The organism is Citrobacter sp. Cs237, from assembly GCF_030332325.1.
Taxonomy (GTDB): domain Bacteria; phylum Pseudomonadota; class Gammaproteobacteria; order Enterobacterales; family Enterobacteriaceae; genus Citrobacter_A; species Citrobacter_A sedlakii.
This window is the reverse complement of the sequence record NZ_JAOWIB010000093.1, coordinates 290,087-307,612: the sequence shown is the minus strand read 5'-3', so window position 1 is coordinate 307,612 and position 17,526 is coordinate 290,087. Positions and strand designations below refer to the sequence as shown.

18 protein-coding genes are annotated in these 17,526 nt (G+C 57.1%); 7 read left to right on the top strand and 11 right to left on the bottom strand.

Going from position 1 to position 17,526, the window contains the following annotated elements; genetic code table 11:
• Positions 1-3: 3 nt before the first annotated feature.
• The 3 genes from ntrB to nasR form a co-directional block, all read right to left on the bottom strand.
• Positions 4-879, bottom strand: coding sequence for a nitrate ABC transporter permease (gene ntrB, locus OGY07_RS05910; RefSeq protein ID WP_060571315.1), 876 nt, complete (start codon positions 877-879; stop codon positions 4-6).
• Between the two features lies 1 nt (position 880).
• Positions 881-2,143 carry a CmpA/NrtA family ABC transporter substrate-binding protein gene (locus OGY07_RS05905; RefSeq protein ID WP_286599273.1) on the bottom strand — a complete coding sequence of 421 codons (1,263 nt, stop codon included), beginning with the start codon at positions 2,141-2,143 and terminating at the stop codon, positions 881-883.
• A 230-nt stretch (positions 2,144-2,373) separates the two neighbouring features.
• Entirely contained in the window at positions 2,374-3,561 is a 1,188-nt protein-coding gene (gene nasR, locus OGY07_RS05900; RefSeq protein ID WP_120714936.1) for a nitrate regulatory protein NasR, read from the bottom strand.
• Between the two features lie 73 nt (positions 3,562-3,634).
• Here nasR and OGY07_RS05895 point away from each other — a divergent pair, with 73 nt between their 5' ends.
• Positions 3,635-3,988 carry a DsrE/DsrF/TusD sulfur relay family protein gene (locus OGY07_RS05895; RefSeq protein ID WP_200033380.1) on the top strand — a complete coding sequence of 118 codons (354 nt, stop codon included), beginning with the start codon at positions 3,635-3,637 and terminating at the stop codon, positions 3,986-3,988.
• Positions 3,989-4,248: 260 nt separating this feature from the next.
• Positions 4,249-4,494 carry a DUF1883 domain-containing protein gene (locus OGY07_RS05890; protein ID WP_042283606.1) on the top strand — a complete coding sequence of 82 codons (246 nt, stop codon included), beginning with the start codon at positions 4,249-4,251 and terminating at the stop codon, positions 4,492-4,494.
• A gap of 50 nt (positions 4,495-4,544) precedes the next feature.
• Here the strand turns inward: OGY07_RS05890 and OGY07_RS05885 are convergent, their stop codons facing one another.
• Positions 4,545-5,240, bottom strand: a complete 696-nt coding sequence (locus OGY07_RS05885) for a gamma-glutamylcyclotransferase (protein WP_042283609.1) — start codon at positions 5,238-5,240, stop codon at positions 4,545-4,547.
• Between the two features lie 195 nt (positions 5,241-5,435).
• Positions 5,436-5,666: a putative cation transport regulator ChaB gene (gene chaB, locus OGY07_RS05880; protein WP_060571318.1), complete on the bottom strand. Its 231-nt coding sequence runs from the start codon at positions 5,664-5,666 to the stop codon at positions 5,436-5,438.
• Between the two features lie 276 nt (positions 5,667-5,942).
• On the opposite strand from chaB, the gene chaA reads away from it, so the two are divergent.
• Both chaA and OGY07_RS05870 read left to right on the top strand, forming a co-directional pair.
• Positions 5,943-7,043 (top strand): sodium-potassium/proton antiporter ChaA, encoded by a 1,101-nt coding sequence (chaA, locus tag OGY07_RS05875; RefSeq protein WP_286599267.1) that lies wholly within the window; start codon positions 5,943-5,945, stop codon positions 7,041-7,043.
• A 191-nt stretch (positions 7,044-7,234) separates the two neighbouring features.
• Complete coding sequence (locus tag OGY07_RS05870; RefSeq protein WP_286599265.1) at positions 7,235-9,151, top strand: tyrosine-protein phosphatase; 1,917 nt, start codon at positions 7,235-7,237, stop codon at positions 9,149-9,151.
• A 78-nt stretch (positions 9,152-9,229) separates the two neighbouring features.
• Here OGY07_RS05870 and kdsA read toward each other — a convergent pair whose 3' ends face one another.
• The 6 genes from kdsA to hemA are packed head-to-tail and all read right to left on the bottom strand — an operon-like array spanning position 9,230 to position 14,534.
• Positions 9,230-10,084 carry a 3-deoxy-8-phosphooctulonate synthase gene (gene kdsA, locus OGY07_RS05865; RefSeq protein WP_060571320.1) on the bottom strand — a complete coding sequence of 285 codons (855 nt, stop codon included), beginning with the start codon at positions 10,082-10,084 and terminating at the stop codon, positions 9,230-9,232.
• 36 nt (positions 10,085-10,120) lie between these two features.
• Positions 10,121-10,930, bottom strand: a complete 810-nt coding sequence (gene sirB1 / locus OGY07_RS05860) for an invasion regulator SirB1 (RefSeq protein ID WP_042283626.1) — start codon at positions 10,928-10,930, stop codon at positions 10,121-10,123.
• A gap of 3 nt (positions 10,931-10,933) precedes the next feature.
• On the bottom strand, positions 10,934-11,326 hold the full coding sequence (sirB2, locus tag OGY07_RS05855) for an invasion regulator SirB2 (protein ID WP_286599261.1): 393 nt from the start codon (positions 11,324-11,326) through the stop codon (positions 10,934-10,936).
• Positions 11,323-12,156, bottom strand: a complete 834-nt coding sequence (prmC, locus tag OGY07_RS05850; protein WP_205612101.1) for a peptide chain release factor N(5)-glutamine methyltransferase — start codon at positions 12,154-12,156, stop codon at positions 11,323-11,325. Before prmC ends, sirB2 begins: the two co-directional genes overlap by 4 nt.
• On the bottom strand, positions 12,156-13,238 hold the full coding sequence (gene prfA, locus OGY07_RS05845; RefSeq protein ID WP_042283633.1) for a peptide chain release factor 1: 1,083 nt from the start codon (positions 13,236-13,238) through the stop codon (positions 12,156-12,158). The genes prmC and prfA overlap by 1 nt, the downstream gene beginning before the upstream one ends.
• Positions 13,239-13,277: 39 nt before the next feature.
• The gene (hemA, locus tag OGY07_RS05840; protein ID WP_286599253.1) at positions 13,278-14,534 is read right to left on the bottom strand and encodes a glutamyl-tRNA reductase; all 1,257 of its coding nucleotides are present in this window, start codon (positions 14,532-14,534) and stop codon (positions 13,278-13,280) included.
• Between the two features lie 201 nt (positions 14,535-14,735).
• On the opposite strand from hemA, the gene lolB reads away from it, so the two are divergent.
• The 3 genes from lolB to prs all read left to right on the top strand — a co-directional run bounded on the left by lolB (position 14,736) and on the right by prs (position 17,421).
• Positions 14,736-15,359: a lipoprotein insertase outer membrane protein LolB gene (lolB, locus tag OGY07_RS05835; RefSeq protein WP_211935661.1), complete on the top strand. Its 624-nt coding sequence runs from the start codon at positions 14,736-14,738 to the stop codon at positions 15,357-15,359.
• Positions 15,356-16,207 carry a 4-(cytidine 5'-diphospho)-2-C-methyl-D-erythritol kinase gene (ispE, locus tag OGY07_RS05830; protein ID WP_211935660.1) on the top strand — a complete coding sequence of 284 codons (852 nt, stop codon included), beginning with the start codon at positions 15,356-15,358 and terminating at the stop codon, positions 16,205-16,207. The genes lolB and ispE overlap by 4 nt, the downstream gene beginning before the upstream one ends.
• 266 nt (positions 16,208-16,473) lie before the next feature.
• On the top strand, positions 16,474-17,421 hold the full coding sequence (gene prs / locus OGY07_RS05825; RefSeq protein ID WP_001518537.1) for a ribose-phosphate diphosphokinase: 948 nt from the start codon (positions 16,474-16,476) through the stop codon (positions 17,419-17,421).
• Positions 17,422-17,526: the final 105 nt, after the last annotated feature.

Here is a 17,526-nt window from a genome sequence, read left to right as displayed (position 1 = left end):
CTCCTATTTATCCTGCCAGCTAAAACGCCGCGCCATCAGCATCAGACCCTGCTCCAGCAGCAGGCCAACCACGCCGATGATCACGATAGCGATGAGAATGTTTTCCACATTGAGGTTGTTCCACTCGTTCCAGATCCAGAAGCCGATACCCAGCCCCCCGGTCAGCATTTCGGCGGCGACAATCACCAGCCAGGCGATGCCGATAGACAGTCGAACGCCGGTCAGAACGGCAGGCACAACGGCGGGGAACAGAATGCGGCGCATGATCGTCCACTCGGACAGCTGTAGCACCCGGGCGACATTGAGATAGTCAGCGGGAATGCGCCGCACGCCTTCTGCGGTGTTGATGACCATCGGCCAGATCGAGCAGATAAAAATGGTCCAGCTTGAGGCGGGTTCCGCTTTCTGAAACAACAACAAGCCGATAGGCAGCCAGGCCAGCGGGCTGACCGGGCGCAGCAGCGCGATAAGCGGCGAAAACATGTTTGAGAAGAAGGTGAAGCGGCCAATCAGAAAGCCCAGCGGGATCCCGACCAGCGCGGCAAGGCCAAAGCCCGTCGCCACCCGCTGTAACGACGCCAGCACGTTCCAGCCAATCCCCATGTCGTTGGGTCCGCCATTGTAAAAGGGGTCGGCGAATAGCGTCAGCGCCGAGTCAAGGGTGCTGAGCGGCGTGGGAAAGCCTTTACTGTTGATGGCCGCCAGCTGCCAGCAGAACAGCAGAAGGCCGATTCCCAGCCCCGCCGGCACCGTTCGCTGCACCCCATGACGCAACCAGCCGGAAAGCGGAGACGCGCGCCTGCGGACCTGTACCGGCGGCAGGACGACCACGTCGGCCACGACGGGTTCAGCCACTTTCTTTTGTGTGTTGTTCTGCATATCAGACTCCCATACGGTTAAGCGAGAAACGGGTGGCGTAGGTTTCCGGCTCGCGCCCGTCCCAGACGGAACCGTCCAGCAGCGTGCTGCTGCGCAACAGGCCAGAAGGCGCGGTTATGCCGCCGCCAATGGCGGTGGCGGCGTCACGCCAGATGTCGGTACGGTTGACCCGCGCGGCAATGGCGGCGTAGTCGGGCGCATCCTTCAGCAATCCCCAGCGACGGAATTGGGTCAGAAACCACATGCCGTCGGAGTGCCAGGGAAAGCTCACTTCACCCTCCCGGAAGAAACGCATCGGATGCGGATCCTGCCAACGACGCCCTGCGCCGTTGTCGTATTCCCCCAGCATGCGCCCGGTCAGATACTGTTCTTTGGTATTCAGCCACGCCCGACGAGAGAGGATCTGCGCCGTTTCGCGTTTATTCCCTTCCGACGCGTCAATCCAGCGCGAAGCCTCCAGCACCGCGCAGACCAGCGCCCGCGCGGTATGTGGGTTCTGTTGCACCCATGCGCGGCGCGCGCCAAGCACTTTTTCCGGATGATCGGGCCAGATCGCCTGCGAGGTGGCGGCGGTAAACCCGATCCGATCGTTAATCGCCCGTGCGTTCCACGGTTCGCCGACGCAAAAACCGCTCATGTTTCCAATGCGCATGTTCATCACCATTTGCGGCGGTGGAACAACCACAGTCCGGACATCGGTAAACGGATTAATCTCCGCGCTGGCAAGCCAGTAGTACAGCCACATGGCGTGGGTGCCTGTCGGGAAGGTATGCGCAAAGGTAAACGTACCGGGCGCCTGCGCGGCGATCCTCTTTTTCAGCGCCGCCGCATCGGTGACGCCCTGCGCCTGTAATTCCGCAGAAAGCGTGATCGCCTGACCGTTCTGATTCAGCGTCATCAGGTTCGCCATCGGCTGCGCTTTGCCGGCTATTCCCAGTTCAAGCCCATACAGCAGGCCATACAGCACGTGGGCGGCGTCCAGTTCGCCGGAAACCAACTTGTCGCGCACAGCTGCCCAGCTGGCTTCTTTGGTGGGTACGAGGGTAATACCGTACTTTTTATCAAAGCCCTTCAGGGCGGCGATAATCACCGGCGCGCAGTCAGTCAGCGGAATAAATCCCACTCTCACTGTCGCCTGCTCGGGCTTGTCCGACCCTGCCGCCCAGACCGCTGACATCGCCCCCGGCAGCAGGCAGGTTGCGCCCAGCACAGCGCTGGCCTGAAGCAGTCGCCTGCGCGTTAACGAAACCGTGTTGTTCTCCATATCCGCTCCCCATGGCAAAAAAAAAGCGCCCGGCAATGCCAACGCATTGCAGGACGCCTTTATCCTCAAAACGAACAGACCGCCGTTGGTCCGTCGCTAAAATGTCTGTAATACGATTTGCAATTCAGATGCCAACTTTGCAGAGGCCTGTCTGGCGGACAAACGGTGTAGTGTGTCGCCGCGCTGCACCGCAAACAGGCAACGTTTGCCCATTCACCGTGCAGCGTGTCTTAGCGCGCGCTTTGCATCAGCGATTTCACGGTAAGCACTGCGCGGGCGATATCCACCATTCGCTGGTTTTTATCCATCGCCATTTTGCGCAGCGTTTGCCAGGCCTGTTCTTCGCTGAGCTGCTGGTGATTCATTAACACGCTTTTCGCTTTATCAATCACCTTGCGCTCTTCCAGCGAGTCCTGTAGCGAAGCCAACTGCCCACTGAGCTGCTCCAGCTGTCGCGCCTGCTGGCGCACCACCAGCAGTAACTGTTTATCGCGCCGCAGCGAGAAGGTATCCGCGGCGGCGTCGTTGAGCCAGCTTTCCAGCGGCAGTGCGCACTCTTGCTGGTTCAGTCGACGCTCTACCGCGTTCATCAACTCAGCAATCAGCATTTCTTCGATAGCGCGCAACTGCTCGAGGCGCTGAGTCTGAAGGGTAAACCAGCGTAACGCGCTTGTGCCGTTGTCGGCGTCAGGCTGGCGGGTACAGGCATGGCGTCGCAGTTGTTCGACCGCCCCTTCCGCCTCGCCATACTGGCGGAATTGATGCACCACCGCCGGGGACGCCAGTGAAAGAAAGGTATCAAAGCAGAGCTGCTGACCATCGATGCGATCAACCAGCTCCTGACGCATCTGCGGGCTAAATTCACCGTGGGTGAAGCCTATCGCCCCCAGCGCCCGCTCCTGGCCAACCAGCTCTTTTCCCTGCATAAAGCTGTACAGGGCGACTAAACCTCCGGCGACGTGCGGATGATCGATACTGTCGTTAAGCTCCGGCACGATACTCAGTAAATGGCGTAACAGTCGGCTGTACTGTTCCATCGCCTGTAGCGCGGGCTGATTGCGTCCGCTGACGCTATCGCGCAGCGCCGGTAATTGCTCAAGACACCATACCGCGCTGGCAATGCGATGACACAGCGCGCTGTTGGCTGTCGGCAAATAGTCCTGTAGCAGGTGCTGCAACCGCCGGTGCTCCTCATCCACCAGCGCCCGGCTGGCACGGATTTCTGCCACATACAGCGTGCCTTGAGAGCATAACCAAATGTTGGAAGCCCCGCGTTCGCACTGTAGCATATGCACCAGATGGCTGATGCGCGAGACCAGTTTTCCGGACTGCGCCAGTTGCCGAAGCTGCGTGTTTTCAAGCTGGCGCGCGTAGCGGAACCATTGCGTCGCCCCTGGCGTTTCCACGTTTGTCATCATGTCAGCTCTCCCGGATAACAGATTTATTCAGGAGTAAGCAATATCCATGCCCCTTCAGACAACAGGAGTTAAAATGCAAAAGATAGCGATCGTCGCCAACGGTGCGGCCTACGGAAGTGAGTCCCTGTTTAACAGCCTGCGTCTCGCCATTGCGTTACGTGAACAGTCGCCCGAACTCGACCTCCGACTGTTTTTGATGTCAGATGCCGTCACGGCAGGACTGCGCGGCCAGAAACCGGCGGAAGGGTATAATATTCAGCAGATGATTGAGATCCTCACCGCCCAGAACGTACCGGTGAAGCTGTGCAAAACCTGCGCCGACGGGCGCGGGATCACCGCTCTGCCGCTGATCGACGGCGTGGAAGTCGGCACGCTGGTGGAGCTGGCGCAGTGGACGCTGGCTGCCGATAAAGTACTCACCTTCTGACGGTTGCGCAGCCCGGCTTGCTGTAACGACCGGGAATTGCCGAATTTAATCTTCCCGTGGCGCATTTCCCGCAAAAGTAAGTGCGCCCGATCACGCTTTTTCGCCCGATTTTGTCATTTTTGTTTAATCGTTATGCCATTTTTTGATCAAAATCAGCATTCCCCGACTCACTCTTTGGTGTTATGCACTGAGTGAAATGTGAACAACATCACGCAATACTTCCGCGAGGAAGTGGGTTGTTTTCAATAACGGGGTGAAAAATGGCATTAGTGAAAGCAAGTCTGAAGTTATTTGGTGGAGATACCGTAGTGGTGCGCTGCTCGGAGCGTTGTCACATCCACCTGATGAGCGAGAAAAAACACGTAAAAGACACGCAGACCGACATTTTAAGCGTGCAGGATCGTGATAACGCGTGGTTGACCGTCCCTTACACCGGCGTCTGGAATGTACTCATCGACAGTCACAGCCAGTCGCTGGAACATTCCATCAGCTATATCGCAGCCTGATAATTATAAGCCCGGCCGCGCTGACGCTGACCGGGCAAAATAACCTGGCGCTACGCGAAGCCGGGACGCATTACCCCTTCGGGCAGCGTTTCCTCTAACAGCCCCCGCACGTTCGCCACCAGATCGTTCAGACAATCATCCTGCATGCCCAGCTTCTTCAGCTCTAGTTCCAGCGAAAACAGATACTGCGCATTGGTGCCAAGCGGACCGCTGGCTTTGGCGATCAACGGCGCAACCACCTGCGCGCGAGTGTCCGACTCATACAACGGATGACGCGGATCCATAATAAACACCAGCGCGTTCACCGTGCGACCATCGTCCAGCGCCAGCTGACACCAGGTTGGCAGGTAACAGCCGGTGATCATTTCGCGCTTCCATAGCAGAGTCAATTCTTGTTCAAGCGAGATATCCGACAGGCGATAGGCCACGCCAGTGGTGCGTCCGCCCTCTTTCAGTGCAAGCATCCGTCCAGGCTGGCAGGCAGTCCCGCGTCCGGCGGTCAGCTTCAGGCAAAAGGCCCGGTGCCAGCCCACCAGCGTACCGGTACACGACTCATCGAACTCCAACGCCGGGTTCCACATCAATGATCCATACCCGAAGATCCACACCGGTCCGTCGTCCGGTCGGCAGGCCAGCGTCGCCGCAAGGGACGCCGCACGTTGCTCTGCCGACCATAAGAGTGATTCTTCAATAGCGCCAAATGCCGTTTTGCAATCGGCATTCATCAAGAAATCACGCGTTAACACCTTACACCTCCGCCACTGCCTACTTCCCTGCGACAACTTTTGACGCCTTCCGGGCCTTTTAACTGCTCATTTTGAAACCAACAGCAGGACAATATGCAATTCGCGGGCCGCTTGCAAGGCGGCGACAGGGTCAGGCAGCACGATTCGCGAAGCGACTGAACACGGTCATTTTGTTAAACCTTACATTTGAAGCGCTTATGATTTTTTATGCCATTTATCATCATCGCCCTTTTCATAATCATTTTTGACCGCCGCCCACGCGACCTTGTGCGCTGTCTCTTCGCGGCTGGCGTCATCCCGCCGATCCGCCTTGTCTTTGTACTGATCCCAGGCGCTGTTAAAAGCCTCTTTATAAATATCCTGAGCATGAGCGGGTAACACATTCTGTACGCTTTCCGGCAAATCTTTTTTCGATTTATACGGCATGGTTGCCTCCTCTTTCGGCTAAACCTTAAGTGTGGTCAACGCCCCTTTATTTCGCCACCCAGGTGGATGTTTTGCTAAAACACTTTATCTAACTCACTGTTATTGAATTATTCTATAAACAAAAGCGCTTCTTTTTATCGTTTCACAATTAAAACGGAGAGTTGGGGTAAAATTTCGTAAAAATGCCCCTACAACCTTACGTTTTCTGTTATTTTTTATCATCTTTATTACATTTATAACGACAGTTTGCCTGCATCACTTTAATGGAGAGTATGAATGACACATGCACAGGAGGCGGTGAAAACCCGCCACAAGGAGACATCGCTTATTTTCCCGGTTCTGGCGCTGGTAGTGCTGTTCCTGTGGGGGAGCAGCCAGTCACTACCAGCGGTGATCGGTATTAATATTCTTGCCCTGATTGGGATTTTGAGTAGCGCGTTTAGCGTGGTTCGTCACGCCGATGTATTAGCCCACCGCCTCGGTGAGCCTTACGGCTCGCTTATCTTAAGCCTGTCGGTAGTTATTCTTGAAGTCAGCCTGATATCGGCATTAATGGCCACCGGCGACGCTGCGCCAACGCTGATGCGCGATACGCTTTATTCCATCATTATGATCGTCACCGGCGGCCTGGTCGGTTTTTCTCTGCTGCTCGGCGGACGTAAATTCGCCACGCAGTATATGAATCTCTATGGCATCAAGCAGTATCTGATTGCTCTGTTTCCGCTGGCCATTATTGTGCTGGTCTTTCCCATGACGTTGTCCGGCGCCAACTTCTCCACCAGTCAGGCGCTGCTCGTGGCCCTGATTTCCGCGGCGATGTACGGCGTATTCCTGCTGATTCAGACCAAGACGCACCAGAGCTTGTTTGTCTATGAGCATGAAGACGAAGGCGATGACGACGATCCGCACCATGGTAAACCCTCCGCACACAGCAACATATGGCATGCGGCGTGGCTGATTGTACATCTGGTTGCCGTGATCGCCGTGACTAAAATGAACGCGAATCCGCTGGAAACCTTGCTGACGGAAATGAATGCCCCGGTGGCGTTTACCGGCTTCCTCGTGGCGCTTCTGATCCTCTCCCCGGAAGGGCTTGGCGCGCTGAAAGCGGTGCTGAATAATCAGGTACAGCGGGCGATGAACCTGTTCTTCGGCTCGGTGCTGGCGACCATTTCACTGACGGTACCCGTCGTGACGCTGATTGCGTGGGCAACAGGTAACGAGCTGCTGTTCGGCTTAGGCGCTCCGCAAATGGTGGTGATGGTGGCCTCTTTGCTGCTGTGCCAAATTTCGTTCTCAACGGGAAGGACGAATGTGCTGAACGGCGCGGCGCACCTGGCGCTGTTTGCCGCCTATCTGATGACGATTTTCGCCTGACGGCCCAGCGACGGCCGGGCCGATGTTTCGCGACATCGCCTGGCCTGAGGGTTAACGACTGCTGTATCACCCATTAACCGACTGTAATCATTAATCTATTTTCGCAGTTAAATTGCCGAACCGTCACAAATTGTTCACGCATGCTCCCTATACTCCGCGCCTGTTAACGTTAACAGACAAGGAGTTTGGTCATGAAAGCATCCCTGAGCCCGCTTACAGCACTTGTTCTTTTCACCTGCGTCAACGCGCAGGCTGCAGATCTTTTACTCAATACCCCACGTCTAAGCGGTATCGACAACTTCCGCGATATCGCCGGGCTAACCACCGCCTATACCACCGCCCATAACGGCGTGATGCGCGCGGGTGTATTCTATCGCTCAAACGCCCTGACGCCGACAGGAAACGATTTGGCGGCACTGGAAGATCTGCAGGTCACCACGGTCGTTGATTTGCGCTCCCCGGCAGAAATCACCGCTCAGGCCGACACACTGCCGGCGGGCAGCCGTTATGTCGCCGTCGATTTAATCGGTAATAACGGCGCCTTCGTCATCGATCTCAACAATATGAACGTCAGCGACATCGACAAAATGATGCAGGACGGCGAGCGCAGCTTCGTTACCAGCGACTACGCCCGTCAGGGACTGGGCAAGGTTTTCCGCGAGCTTGCCGCCGCAGATGACGCCGCCCTGTTCCACTGCACCGCGGGCAAAGATCGTACCGGCTGGGTCAGCGCCGTGCTGCAAACCATCGCGGGCGTCAGCGACAGGGATATCATGGCAAACTATCTGGCGACCAACGACTACACCGCCGATCGTATCAGTGCGACGCTTGCCACGATGCCGACATCCATGCGCGATACTTACGGCGCGCTGATGGGCGTTCGCGCCAGCTGGCTGCAGGCCGGGCTGGATAGCGTTATCGCCAGCTACGGGTCGATGGACAACTATCTGAAAACGGGCCTCGGCCTCGATCAGGCGACGATCTATGTACTGCGCGGCAAAATGGTGCGCTATCAGACGCTGCCCGGCGAATCCGGCTTCAGCGGCAACGCCGCGCAGGGGGCGTCGCTGCTGAACGCCCTGCAGGACTCCCCGCTGTCGGGACGTGACACGGCATATAACTACTATCTGCAAAGCGCTATCGATCAAGGCTCCCTCGGCGGGGTTGAAAAACAGATTGGCGGACAGGTTTTCGCCGACGCCAGCAGCTATCTGCTGCGCCAGCCGTCACGCCTGTACGATGCGCTCGCCCCGGTGATTTCCGCCCGCGGCCTTCAGGACGAAGAGTCTCAGGTCTGGTTGCAGGGGCTGGCGACCTATCTGGGAACGGATGCGAGCAGTGAAGCCAGCTCCAGCAGCGAACACAGCTGGGGAACGCTGGTCGGCGTCACTCATCGCTTCAACGCGCGCAGCGCGGCAAACGCCTCGATTGGCTATGGCGACGGCAGTATCTCTTCGGCAGGCGGCAAGGTGAAAACCCATACCCCGACGCTGGGACTCGGCGCACGCTACGCGCTCTCCTCGCTGGACAGCGGCCCCTGGGTCGGTCTGCAGGGCAGCGCCGGGTATATCGACTACCAGAGCGACCGCCGTCTCGGCGGCGGGCTGGGCGCCGCATCGGGCGATACCCACGGCCAGTTCTACAGCGGACGAGCCTCTCTCGGCTGGTTCAGTACCGTTTCAACGCTGACTCTCGACCCGGCCATCGGCGTGCAGGTGACGCATTTAACCCTCGACGGCTTTCGTGAACGCGGCAGTGAAGCGGCGCTCGACGTGGATGGGGTGAACCAGACGCAAACCAGCCTGACGGCTGACTTAGGGATCGGGATATTGCCGCAGCAGGTGGGAAACTGGACGCTGAAACCGGGCATTGCGCTGGGCTATGAGCGGATGCTGAATGATAAATCGACGAGCAGTCATGCCACGCTCTATGGGCTGGGCGTCGATCAAACCTCGGCCTTCGGCAGCAAAGCGCTTTATAAAGCGGGCCTGCAACTGAGCGCGACCTTTAACACTATCACCGTCGGCACTCGGGTGGATTATCTCACCGCCGATACGCACAGCGATGATGGCGTCGCGGGCCAGCTCAACGTGGCGATAGCCTTCTGACGGCGCCCGTACTGAATACCGCAATGCCGTTCACGTCAGCGGAACGGCATTGCGCTTGCGGTTTTCTCTCAGCGAAACTCAGCTCTCGGTATCCAGTTCGTCGAAACTTTTCACCAGGGAGTCAATCGCCTTCATCTGCACCAGGAACTGTTCCAGCTTCGCCAGCGGCAGCGCGGACGGACCGTCACATTTAGCGTTGTCCGGATCCGGATGCGCTTCAATAAACAGACCGGCCAGACCCACTGCCATACCGGCACGCGCCAGTTCGGTCACCTGACCGCGACGACCGCCGCTTGCCGCGCCAAACGGGTCGCGGCACTGCAGCGCGTGCGTCACGTCAAAAATCACCGGGCTGTTACCGGACACTTTTTTCATCACGCTGAAGCCCAGCATATCCACGACCAGGTTGTCATAGCCGAAGTTAGCGCCGCGATCGCAAAGAATAACGTTATCGTTACCGCCTTCGTGGAACTTATCCACGATATTTCCCATCTGGCCCGGGCTAACAAACTGCGGTTTTTTCACGTTAATCACCGCGCCGGTTTTCGCCATCGCTTCCACCAGATCGGTCTGACGGGCGAGGAACGCCGGCAGCTGAATGACATCCACCACATCAGCAACAGGCTGCGCCTGGCTCGCTTCGTGAACGTCGGTGATCACTTTTACGCCAAAGGTCTGCTTCAGTTCCTGGAAAATTTTCATCCCTTCTTCCAGGCCTGGACCACGGTAAGAGTGGATAGAGGAACGGTTGGCTTTATCAAAAGAGGCTTTGAACACGTAAGGGATACCCAGCTTCTGGGTCACGGTTACGTAGTGCTCACAAATGCGCATCGCCAGATCGCGGGATTCCAGCACGTTCATGCCGCCAAACAGCACGAACGGCAGATCGTTCGCTACCTTGATGTCGCCAATGTTAACCACTTTTTGTTTCATAGGATCGCCTTAATGGTGAGTAAGAGTGTCGATAAATTAATGCAGAACAATTTGCTTGTGCGAGATGTTATTAATCTGCGCACGAATCATTTCGCTGATCGGGTCTTCCGGACACTGTTCAACGAAATAGCTTAAATCGGTCAACGCCACGTGTTCACATTCCAGTTGCGCATAGATTAATCCCCGGTCGCGTATTTCATACGGATCTTCCGGATTAAATTGCAGCAACGCTTCACTGGTCCGCAGCGCCAGTTCCATCTGCTGTTCTTCCATCAGAGAGGATTTCAGCGTGTCGAGCAGCTTGCGAATGACTTCCGCGTTATCGGCTTCGTCCAGATCTTCGTTAAACAGTTCCGCGACCGGACTGATATTGCCTTTCAGCCAGACTTCCAGCGTATGCTCATTCAGCGTTTCGCCGTTGAAGGGATTAATCAGCCACATTTCCCCTTCCAGCGACTCAATGCGCAAAATAAGCTGCGTCGGGAAAATGACCGGCACCAGCGGTAATGACAGGCGGTTGGCGACCCACAGTAAGATCGCGCCCAGCGACACCGCGCTGCCCTGACGGTTTTTCAGGACCTGGTCAAGCCATAATGCATCGGACAAACGGTAGACGCCGCGGCTGTCAGTAAAGCCCCATTCGCCGTAAAAAAGTGCCAGCAATTTTTCCAGTTGCTCATCCTGAGACAGGAGCTGGCTAATTTCTTCTTGCGCCAGGCTGACCAGACGTTCCAGCTCGTCGTAGACAGTTTGTGAGGGAAAATCCAGGCGGATAGCTTCCGACGCCAGAATCATTCCGTCGCACAGTGGCGCTTTATTAAATTCGAAATCAGCTAACGATCTCATGACTTACCCCAGTAACGATATTTTTGTGGTGGCGAGTTTAACGATGATGTACAGCGCCACCAACGCCAGCGGAAACGCGATCCACCGCGTCTGCCGACTGCGCGCCCGACGGTAATCAAGCGCGATAAAACCCAAAACGATGTAAATGATAACGCCAAACAGCTTCTCAGTCAGCCATGAGCACTGTTCGGTGAATGGCAGGATGTGCGTTTTAGCGATTAAGCCGATACCGCTGAGTAACAGGAACGTATCAACAACGGGCGGTACAACTCGCGTCCAGCGGGCATCAGCCTGCGGAGAATGGCTTTCCCGCCACCAGAAACGCAGCACAAACAGGCTGACTGAGAGGGCGATGCTCAGCAAGTGGAGGGTAAGCAAAAGCGTAAAGCTACTCACGGCCGCCAGCGTCCCAGCGTCACCCGCTCGTTATCGCCGTAGTCCCGGCAGGTCTCCACGTCGTGATAGCCCGCGCGGACAAAAGCGTCGCGCACCGCGGTCCCCTGCTGCCAGCCGTGTTCCAGTAGCAACATGCCCTCCGGCATCAGAACGGCGCGCGCACGTTCGATGATGTGCTTGATGTCCGCCATCCCGTGATCGCCCGCGACCAGCGCCGTCAGCGGCTCAAAGCGAACGTCGCCCTGCGAAAGATGCGGATCCTGCTCATCGATGTACGGCGGGTTGCTGACAATCATCTCAAACTGGTTCCCGGCTAAGGCGCTGAACCAGTCGCTTTGCAGGATTCTGACGTTTGTGATGGCGTGTCGGGTGGCATTTCGCTGCGCCAGTGCAACGGCCTCCGGCATCCGGTCCACCGCCGTGACGTCGCAGTCAGGGCGCTCGGAAGCCAGCGCCAGCGCAATCGCCCCGGTACCGGTGCCCAGATCCAGGATCCGGCATGACGCAGCAGGCAGACGCGCCAGAGCCTGTTCAACCAGACATTCGGTATCCGGGCGCGGGATCAGAGTAGCTGGCGAGACAAACAGCGGCAGCGACCAGAATTCCCGTTCGCCGATCAGATGGGCGATCGGTTCGCCACGGCGACGGCGCGCCAGCAGCGCAGCCAGTTGCTGGCGCTGGGCGTCGGTTAATTCCGTTTCGCCAAACGCCAGAATCCAGGTGCGCCCCTTGCCGGTGACATATTCAAGCAGGATCTCGGCGTCACGACGTGGCGAATCGCTTTCCTGTAGCTGGCTTATGGCTTCACGCAACCAGTGTTGAAAATTCATTATTCCTGCTCGGACAGCGCCGCCAGTTGGTCAGCCTGGTATTCCTGCACGATGGGCTCGATCAGCATATCCAGCTTGCCTTCCATCGCTTCGTCCAGGCGATACAGCGTCAGGTTGATACGGTGGTCGGTGACCCGCCCCTGTGGAAAATTGTAGGTACGGTTACGGTCGCTGCGATCGCCGCTGCCTAACAGGTTTCGGCGGGTGGAGGCCTCTTCCTGCTGGCGCTTCGCCACTTCCGCCGCGCGAATACGCGCGCCGAGCACAGAGAGCGCTTTCGCTTTGTTTTTGTGCTGCGAACGTTCGTCCTGGCACTCCACCACAATGCCGGTCGGCAGGTGAGTAATACGGATCGCCGAGTCGGTGGTGTTAACGTGCTGACCGCCCGCGCCCGAGGAGCGGAAGGTATCAATGCGCAGATCGGCCGGGTTAATATCCGGTAGTTCTGCTTCCGGCAGTTCCGGCATCACCGCGACGGTGCAGGCGGAGGTATGGATACGTCCTTGTGACTCCGTTGCCGGTACGCGCTGGACGCGATGACCGCCGGACTCAAACTTCAGTCGCCCATAGACCCCGTCGCCGCTGATTTTGGCGATGATCTCTTTATAACCGCCGTGTTCGCCTTCGCTCATGCTCATGATCTCTACCCGCCAGCGACGGGTTTCGGCGTAGCGGCTGTACATGCGGAACAGATCGCCGGCAAACAGCGCCGCTTCGTCGCCGCCGGTGCCGGCGCGCACTTCGAGGAACGCGTTGCGCTCGTCGTCCGGATCTTTGGGCAGCAGCAAAAGCTGGAGCTGCTGTTCCAGTTGTTCACTTTTGTCTTTTGCTTCGCGCAGTTCTTCCTGCGCCATTTCACGCATTTCAGGATCGTCGAGCATCATCTGTGCCGTTTCGATATCTTCCTGAACCTGTTGCCAGTCCGTAAAACAGCGAGAAACATCGCTTAATTGTGCATACTCACGCGACAGCGCGCGAAAACGTTCCTGGTCTGCGATGGTTCCCGCATCACCCAGCAACGCCTGAACTTCCTCATGGCGTTCATGCAGGGCTTCCAGTTTGGCAACGATAGAAGGCTTCATAGGCGTAAATGCACCTTGTAAAAAAAGAGGGGTGTGCTGCTACTCCAGCCCGAGGCTGTCGCGCAGAATATTCAGGCGTTCGTCGTCCCCGTCACGGGCAGCCTGCTGTAGAGATTTGGTTGGGGCGTGGATCAAGCGGTTGGTCAGCTTCCAGGCCAGATCCTGCATAATCGCCTGGGCATCGCCGCCCTGCTCCAGCGCAGCCAGCGCTTTGGCGGTCAGCTCGTCGCGCACCTGTTCAGACTGGCTGCGGTATTCGCGGATGGTCTCGCTGGCGCCTTGCGCGCGCAGCCAGGCCATAAATTCGCTGGTTTCCTGCGCCACGATGGTTTCGGCTTCCACGGCCGCGGCTTTACGCTGCGCCAGGTTATGCGAAATGATGCTTTGCAGATCGTCAACGCTGTAGAGATAGGCATTCGCCAGCTTGCCGACTTCCGGCTCGACATCGCGCGGGACAGCGATATCCACCAGCAGCATCGGCTGGTTGCGGCGGCTTTTCAGCGCGCGCTCCACCATCCCTTTGCCAATGATCGGCAGCGGGCTGGCGGTGGAACTGATAATAATGTCCGCCTCCTGCAAACGCGCGTCGATGTCGCTCAGCGCGATGACCTCGGCGCCGACTTCATCGGCCAGCACCTGCGCCCGTTCGCGAGTACGGTTAGCGATGATCATCTTCTGCACCTTGTGTTCGCGCAGATGACGCGCCACCAGCTCGATGGTTTCTCCTGCGCCGACCAGCAGCACGGTGACAGTAGACAGTGATTCGAAGATCTGGCGCGCCAACGTACAGGCGGCGAAGGCGACGGATACCGCGCTGGCGCCGATGTCGGTTTCAGTGCGCACGCGTTTCGCGACGGAGAAGGATTTCTGGAACATGCGTTCCAGCGCGCTGGCGTTGAGGTGGCCTTTCTGCGAATCGGCAAAGGCTTTTTTCACCTGGCCGAGGATTTGCGGTTCGCCGAGTACCAGCGAGTCGAGCCCGCTGGCGACGCGCATCAGGTGGCTAACGGCGGCGTTATCCTGATGCCAGTAGAGGCTGCTGCGCAGATCGTCTTCGTTAAGGCTATGGTAGTCGCATAACCAGCGAATCAGCGCCTCCTGCAAATTGTCCTGCTCTTCAACGCTGAGATACAGCTCTGTACGGTTACAGGTCGACAGCACCACCCCACCCTGCACCATAGGCTGCGCGAGCAGGCTGTCCAGCGCCTGATCGAGCGTGTCCGGCGAAAACGTTACACGTTCTCGCAGCGATACAGGTGCCGTTTTATGGTTAATGCCGAGCGCTAAAAGGGTCATGTCTGCGGGAGTAGTACCAGCGTTGATATGGTTAGTCTGCTCGCATCATACAGGATGCGCGTAATCAATAAAAGAGAGCGCCCCCTTTTGGAGTAATCGCTTAACGCTTAAATTAAGATAACGTGAACGTAGACGATATACCCGCGCGGCGCTAGCATTAAGGGTTATTATTGCAACGTATCACAAGGATTCGTCATCACTATGACCCTGCCTGACTTTCGCCTGATCCGCCTGCTTCCGCTGGCAAGCCTGGTACTCACCGCCTGTACGATCAACGCGCCAAAAGGACCGGGCAAAAGTCCCGATTCCCCGCAGTGGCGACAGCACCAGCAGGCTGTGCTTCAGTTAAATCAGTATCAGACCCGCGGGGCGTTTGCCTTTATTTCTGACGATCAGAAGGTCTATGCCCGCTTCTTCTGGCAGCAAACCGGCCAGGACCGCTATCGCCTGCTGCTGACGAACCCGCTGGGCAGCACTGAGCTGGAGCTGAACGCGCAGCCAGGTCACGTTCAACTGGTGGATAACAAGGGCCAACGCTATACCGCCGAAGACGGCGAAGCGATGATCGGCAAGCTGACCGGGATGCCGATTCCGCTGAACAGCCTGCGCCAGTGGATTCTGGGCCTGCCGGGTGACGCTACCGACTATAAACTTGACGATCAGTATCGCCTGCGCGAAGTGAATTACCGTCAGGATGGCAAAAACTGGAAGGTCGTTTACAGCGCCTATGACAGTAAAACGCAACCGGCCATGCCTGCCAATATGGAACTTTCGGATGGCGACCTGCGCATCAAGTTGAAAATGGATAACTGGATTGTGAAATGATGACCCACTGGCCATCCCCGGCAAAACTGAATCTGTTTTTATACATTACCGGCCAGCGCGCGGACGGTTATCACACGCTGCAAACCCTGTTTCAGTTCCTCGATTACGGCGACACGATCGACATTACGCCGCGCAGCGACGGCGAGATTCGTCTGCTGACGCCGGTAGACGGCGTGGCGCATGAGGATAACCTGATCGTTCGCGCCGCGCGTTTGCTGATGAAAACAGCCGCGCAACACGGTCGTCTGCCGGCCGGCAGCGGCGCGGATATTCGCATCGACAAGCGTCTGCCGATGGGCGGCGGACTCGGCGGCGGTTCCTCTAACGCTGCGACGATCCTTGTGGCGCTTAACCACCTCTGGCAATGCGGCCTGTCGGTGGATGAACTGGCGGAACTGGGGATCCAGCTTGGCGCGGACGTCCCGGTATTTGTTCGTGGCCATGCCGCCTTCGCCGAAGGCGTGGGAGAAATCCTCACGCCGGTTAATCCGCCCGAAAAATGGTATCTGGTGGCGCATCCGGGCGTCAGTATTCCGACTCCGGCGATCTTCAACGATCCGGATTTGCCCCGTAACACGCCAAAAAGGTCAATAGAAACGTTATTAAATTGTGAATTCAGCAATGATTGCGAGGTTATCGCAAGAAAACGTTTTCGCGAGGTTGATGCCGCGCTTTCCTGGCTGTTAGAATACGCGCCGTCGCGCCTGACTGGTACAGGGGCCTGTGTCTTTGCTGAATTCGATACAGAGTCTCGTGCTCGCCAGGTGCTTGAGCAAGCCCCGGAATGGCTCGAAGGCTTTGTGGCGAAAGGCGTCAACCTCTCCCCTTTGCATCGGGCGTTACTCTAAATCATCCACGTTTCAGGAAGATGGCGAGATGACGAATCACCAGCCGCGTACTTCAGTATGTGACGGGTGTGAAGCATTAGAGCCAACATACATGAGAGAGGAATGATGGCGAGTAAGCCGGGCAAGCTGAGTTTCGGTGACAACGTCACCCTGTTCCAGACGTTGCATCGCGCTCTTTAATACACCGCATGGAGAGAATCCTGCCTGGCCCGCACAGTTTTTGGCAGATTCTTTCCACCAATGGACGCATGCCTGAGGTTCTTCTCGTGCCTGATATGAAGCTTTTTGCTGGTAACGCCACCCCGGAACTAGCACAACGTATTGCCAACCGCCTGTACACTTCTCTCGGCGACGCCGCTGTAGGTCGCTTTAGCGACGGCGAAGTCAGCGTACAAATCAACGAAAATGTACGCGGTGGTGATATTTTCATCATCCAGTCCACTTGTGCCCCCACTAACGACAACCTGATGGAATTGGTCGTTATGGTTGATGCCCTGCGCCGTGCTTCCGCAGGCCGCATCACCGCCGTTATCCCTTACTTTGGCTATGCGCGCCAGGACCGTCGCGTCCGTTCCGCACGTGTGCCAATCACGGCTAAAGTTGTCGCGGACTTCCTGTCCAGCGTCGGCGTGGACCGCGTCCTGACCGTTGACCTGCATGCTGAACAGATCCAGGGCTTCTTCGACGTACCGGTTGATAACGTATTCGGTAGCCCAATTCTGTTAGAAGATATGCTGCAGCTGAATCTGGATAACCCGATTGTGGTTTCTCCGGATATCGGTGGCGTCGTGCGTGCCCGCGCTATCGCTAAGCTGCTGAATGACACCGACATGGCGATCATCGACAAACGTCGTCCGCGTGCAAACGTTTCTCAGGTGATGCATATCATCGGTGACGTTGCGGGCCGTGACTGCGTGCTGGTTGATGATATGATCGACACCGGCGGTACGCTGTGCAAAGCCGCAGAAGCCCTGAAAGAGCGTGGCGCAAAACGCGTATTCGCTTACGCAACGCATCCGATCTTCTCTGGCAATGCAGCTAACAACCTGCGTAATTCCGTGATTGATGAAGTCGTCGTCTGCGATACCATTCCGCTGACCGATGAAATCAAAGCGCTGCCGAACGTACGTACGTTGACCCTGTCGGGTATGCTGGCCGAAGCGATTCGTCGTATCAGCAATGAAGAATCCATCTCTGCCATGTTCGAACATTAATCGAACCCGGCGCAAAAACCCGCTGCGGCGGGTTTTTTTGATGATGAATCAGCCCGGTAAGCGGCAACGTTTTTGGACGATGCACACGGCCTGTCATTTCAGAAC

Coding starts and splice junctions, on each gene's coding strand:
- OGY07_RS05905 (WP_286599273.1), bottom strand. CDS start 2,143: ATGGAGAACAACACGGTTTCGTTAACGCGCAGGCGACTGCTTCAGGCC.
- sirB1 (WP_042283626.1), bottom strand. CDS start 10,930: ATGAGATCGTTAGCTGATTTCGAATTTAATAAAGCGCCACTGTGCGAC.
- chaA (WP_286599267.1), top strand. CDS start 5,943: ATGACACATGCACAGGAGGCGGTGAAAACCCGCCACAAGGAGACATCG.
- lolB (WP_211935661.1), top strand. CDS start 14,736: ATGACCCTGCCTGACTTTCGCCTGATCCGCCTGCTTCCGCTGGCAAGC.
- OGY07_RS05870 (WP_286599265.1), top strand. CDS start 7,235: ATGAAAGCATCCCTGAGCCCGCTTACAGCACTTGTTCTTTTCACCTGC.
- ntrB (WP_060571315.1), bottom strand. CDS start 879: ATGCAGAACAACACACAAAAGAAAGTGGCTGAACCCGTCGTGGCCGAC.
- ispE (WP_211935660.1), top strand. CDS start 15,356: ATGATGACCCACTGGCCATCCCCGGCAAAACTGAATCTGTTTTTATAC.
- nasR (WP_120714936.1), bottom strand. CDS start 3,561: ATGATGACAAACGTGGAAACGCCAGGGGCGACGCAATGGTTCCGCTAC.
- chaB (WP_060571318.1), bottom strand. CDS start 5,666: ATGCCGTATAAATCGAAAAAAGATTTGCCGGAAAGCGTACAGAATGTG.
- hemA (WP_286599253.1), bottom strand. CDS start 14,534: ATGACCCTTTTAGCGCTCGGCATTAACCATAAAACGGCACCTGTATCG.
- prfA (WP_042283633.1), bottom strand. CDS start 13,238: ATGAAGCCTTCTATCGTTGCCAAACTGGAAGCCCTGCATGAACGCCAT.
- prmC (WP_205612101.1), bottom strand. CDS start 12,156: ATGAATTTTCAACACTGGTTGCGTGAAGCCATAAGCCAGCTACAGGAA.
- OGY07_RS05895 (WP_200033380.1), top strand. CDS start 3,635: ATGCAAAAGATAGCGATCGTCGCCAACGGTGCGGCCTACGGAAGTGAG.
- OGY07_RS05890 (WP_042283606.1), top strand. CDS start 4,249: ATGGCATTAGTGAAAGCAAGTCTGAAGTTATTTGGTGGAGATACCGTA.
- kdsA (WP_060571320.1), bottom strand. CDS start 10,084: ATGAAACAAAAAGTGGTTAACATTGGCGACATCAAGGTAGCGAACGAT.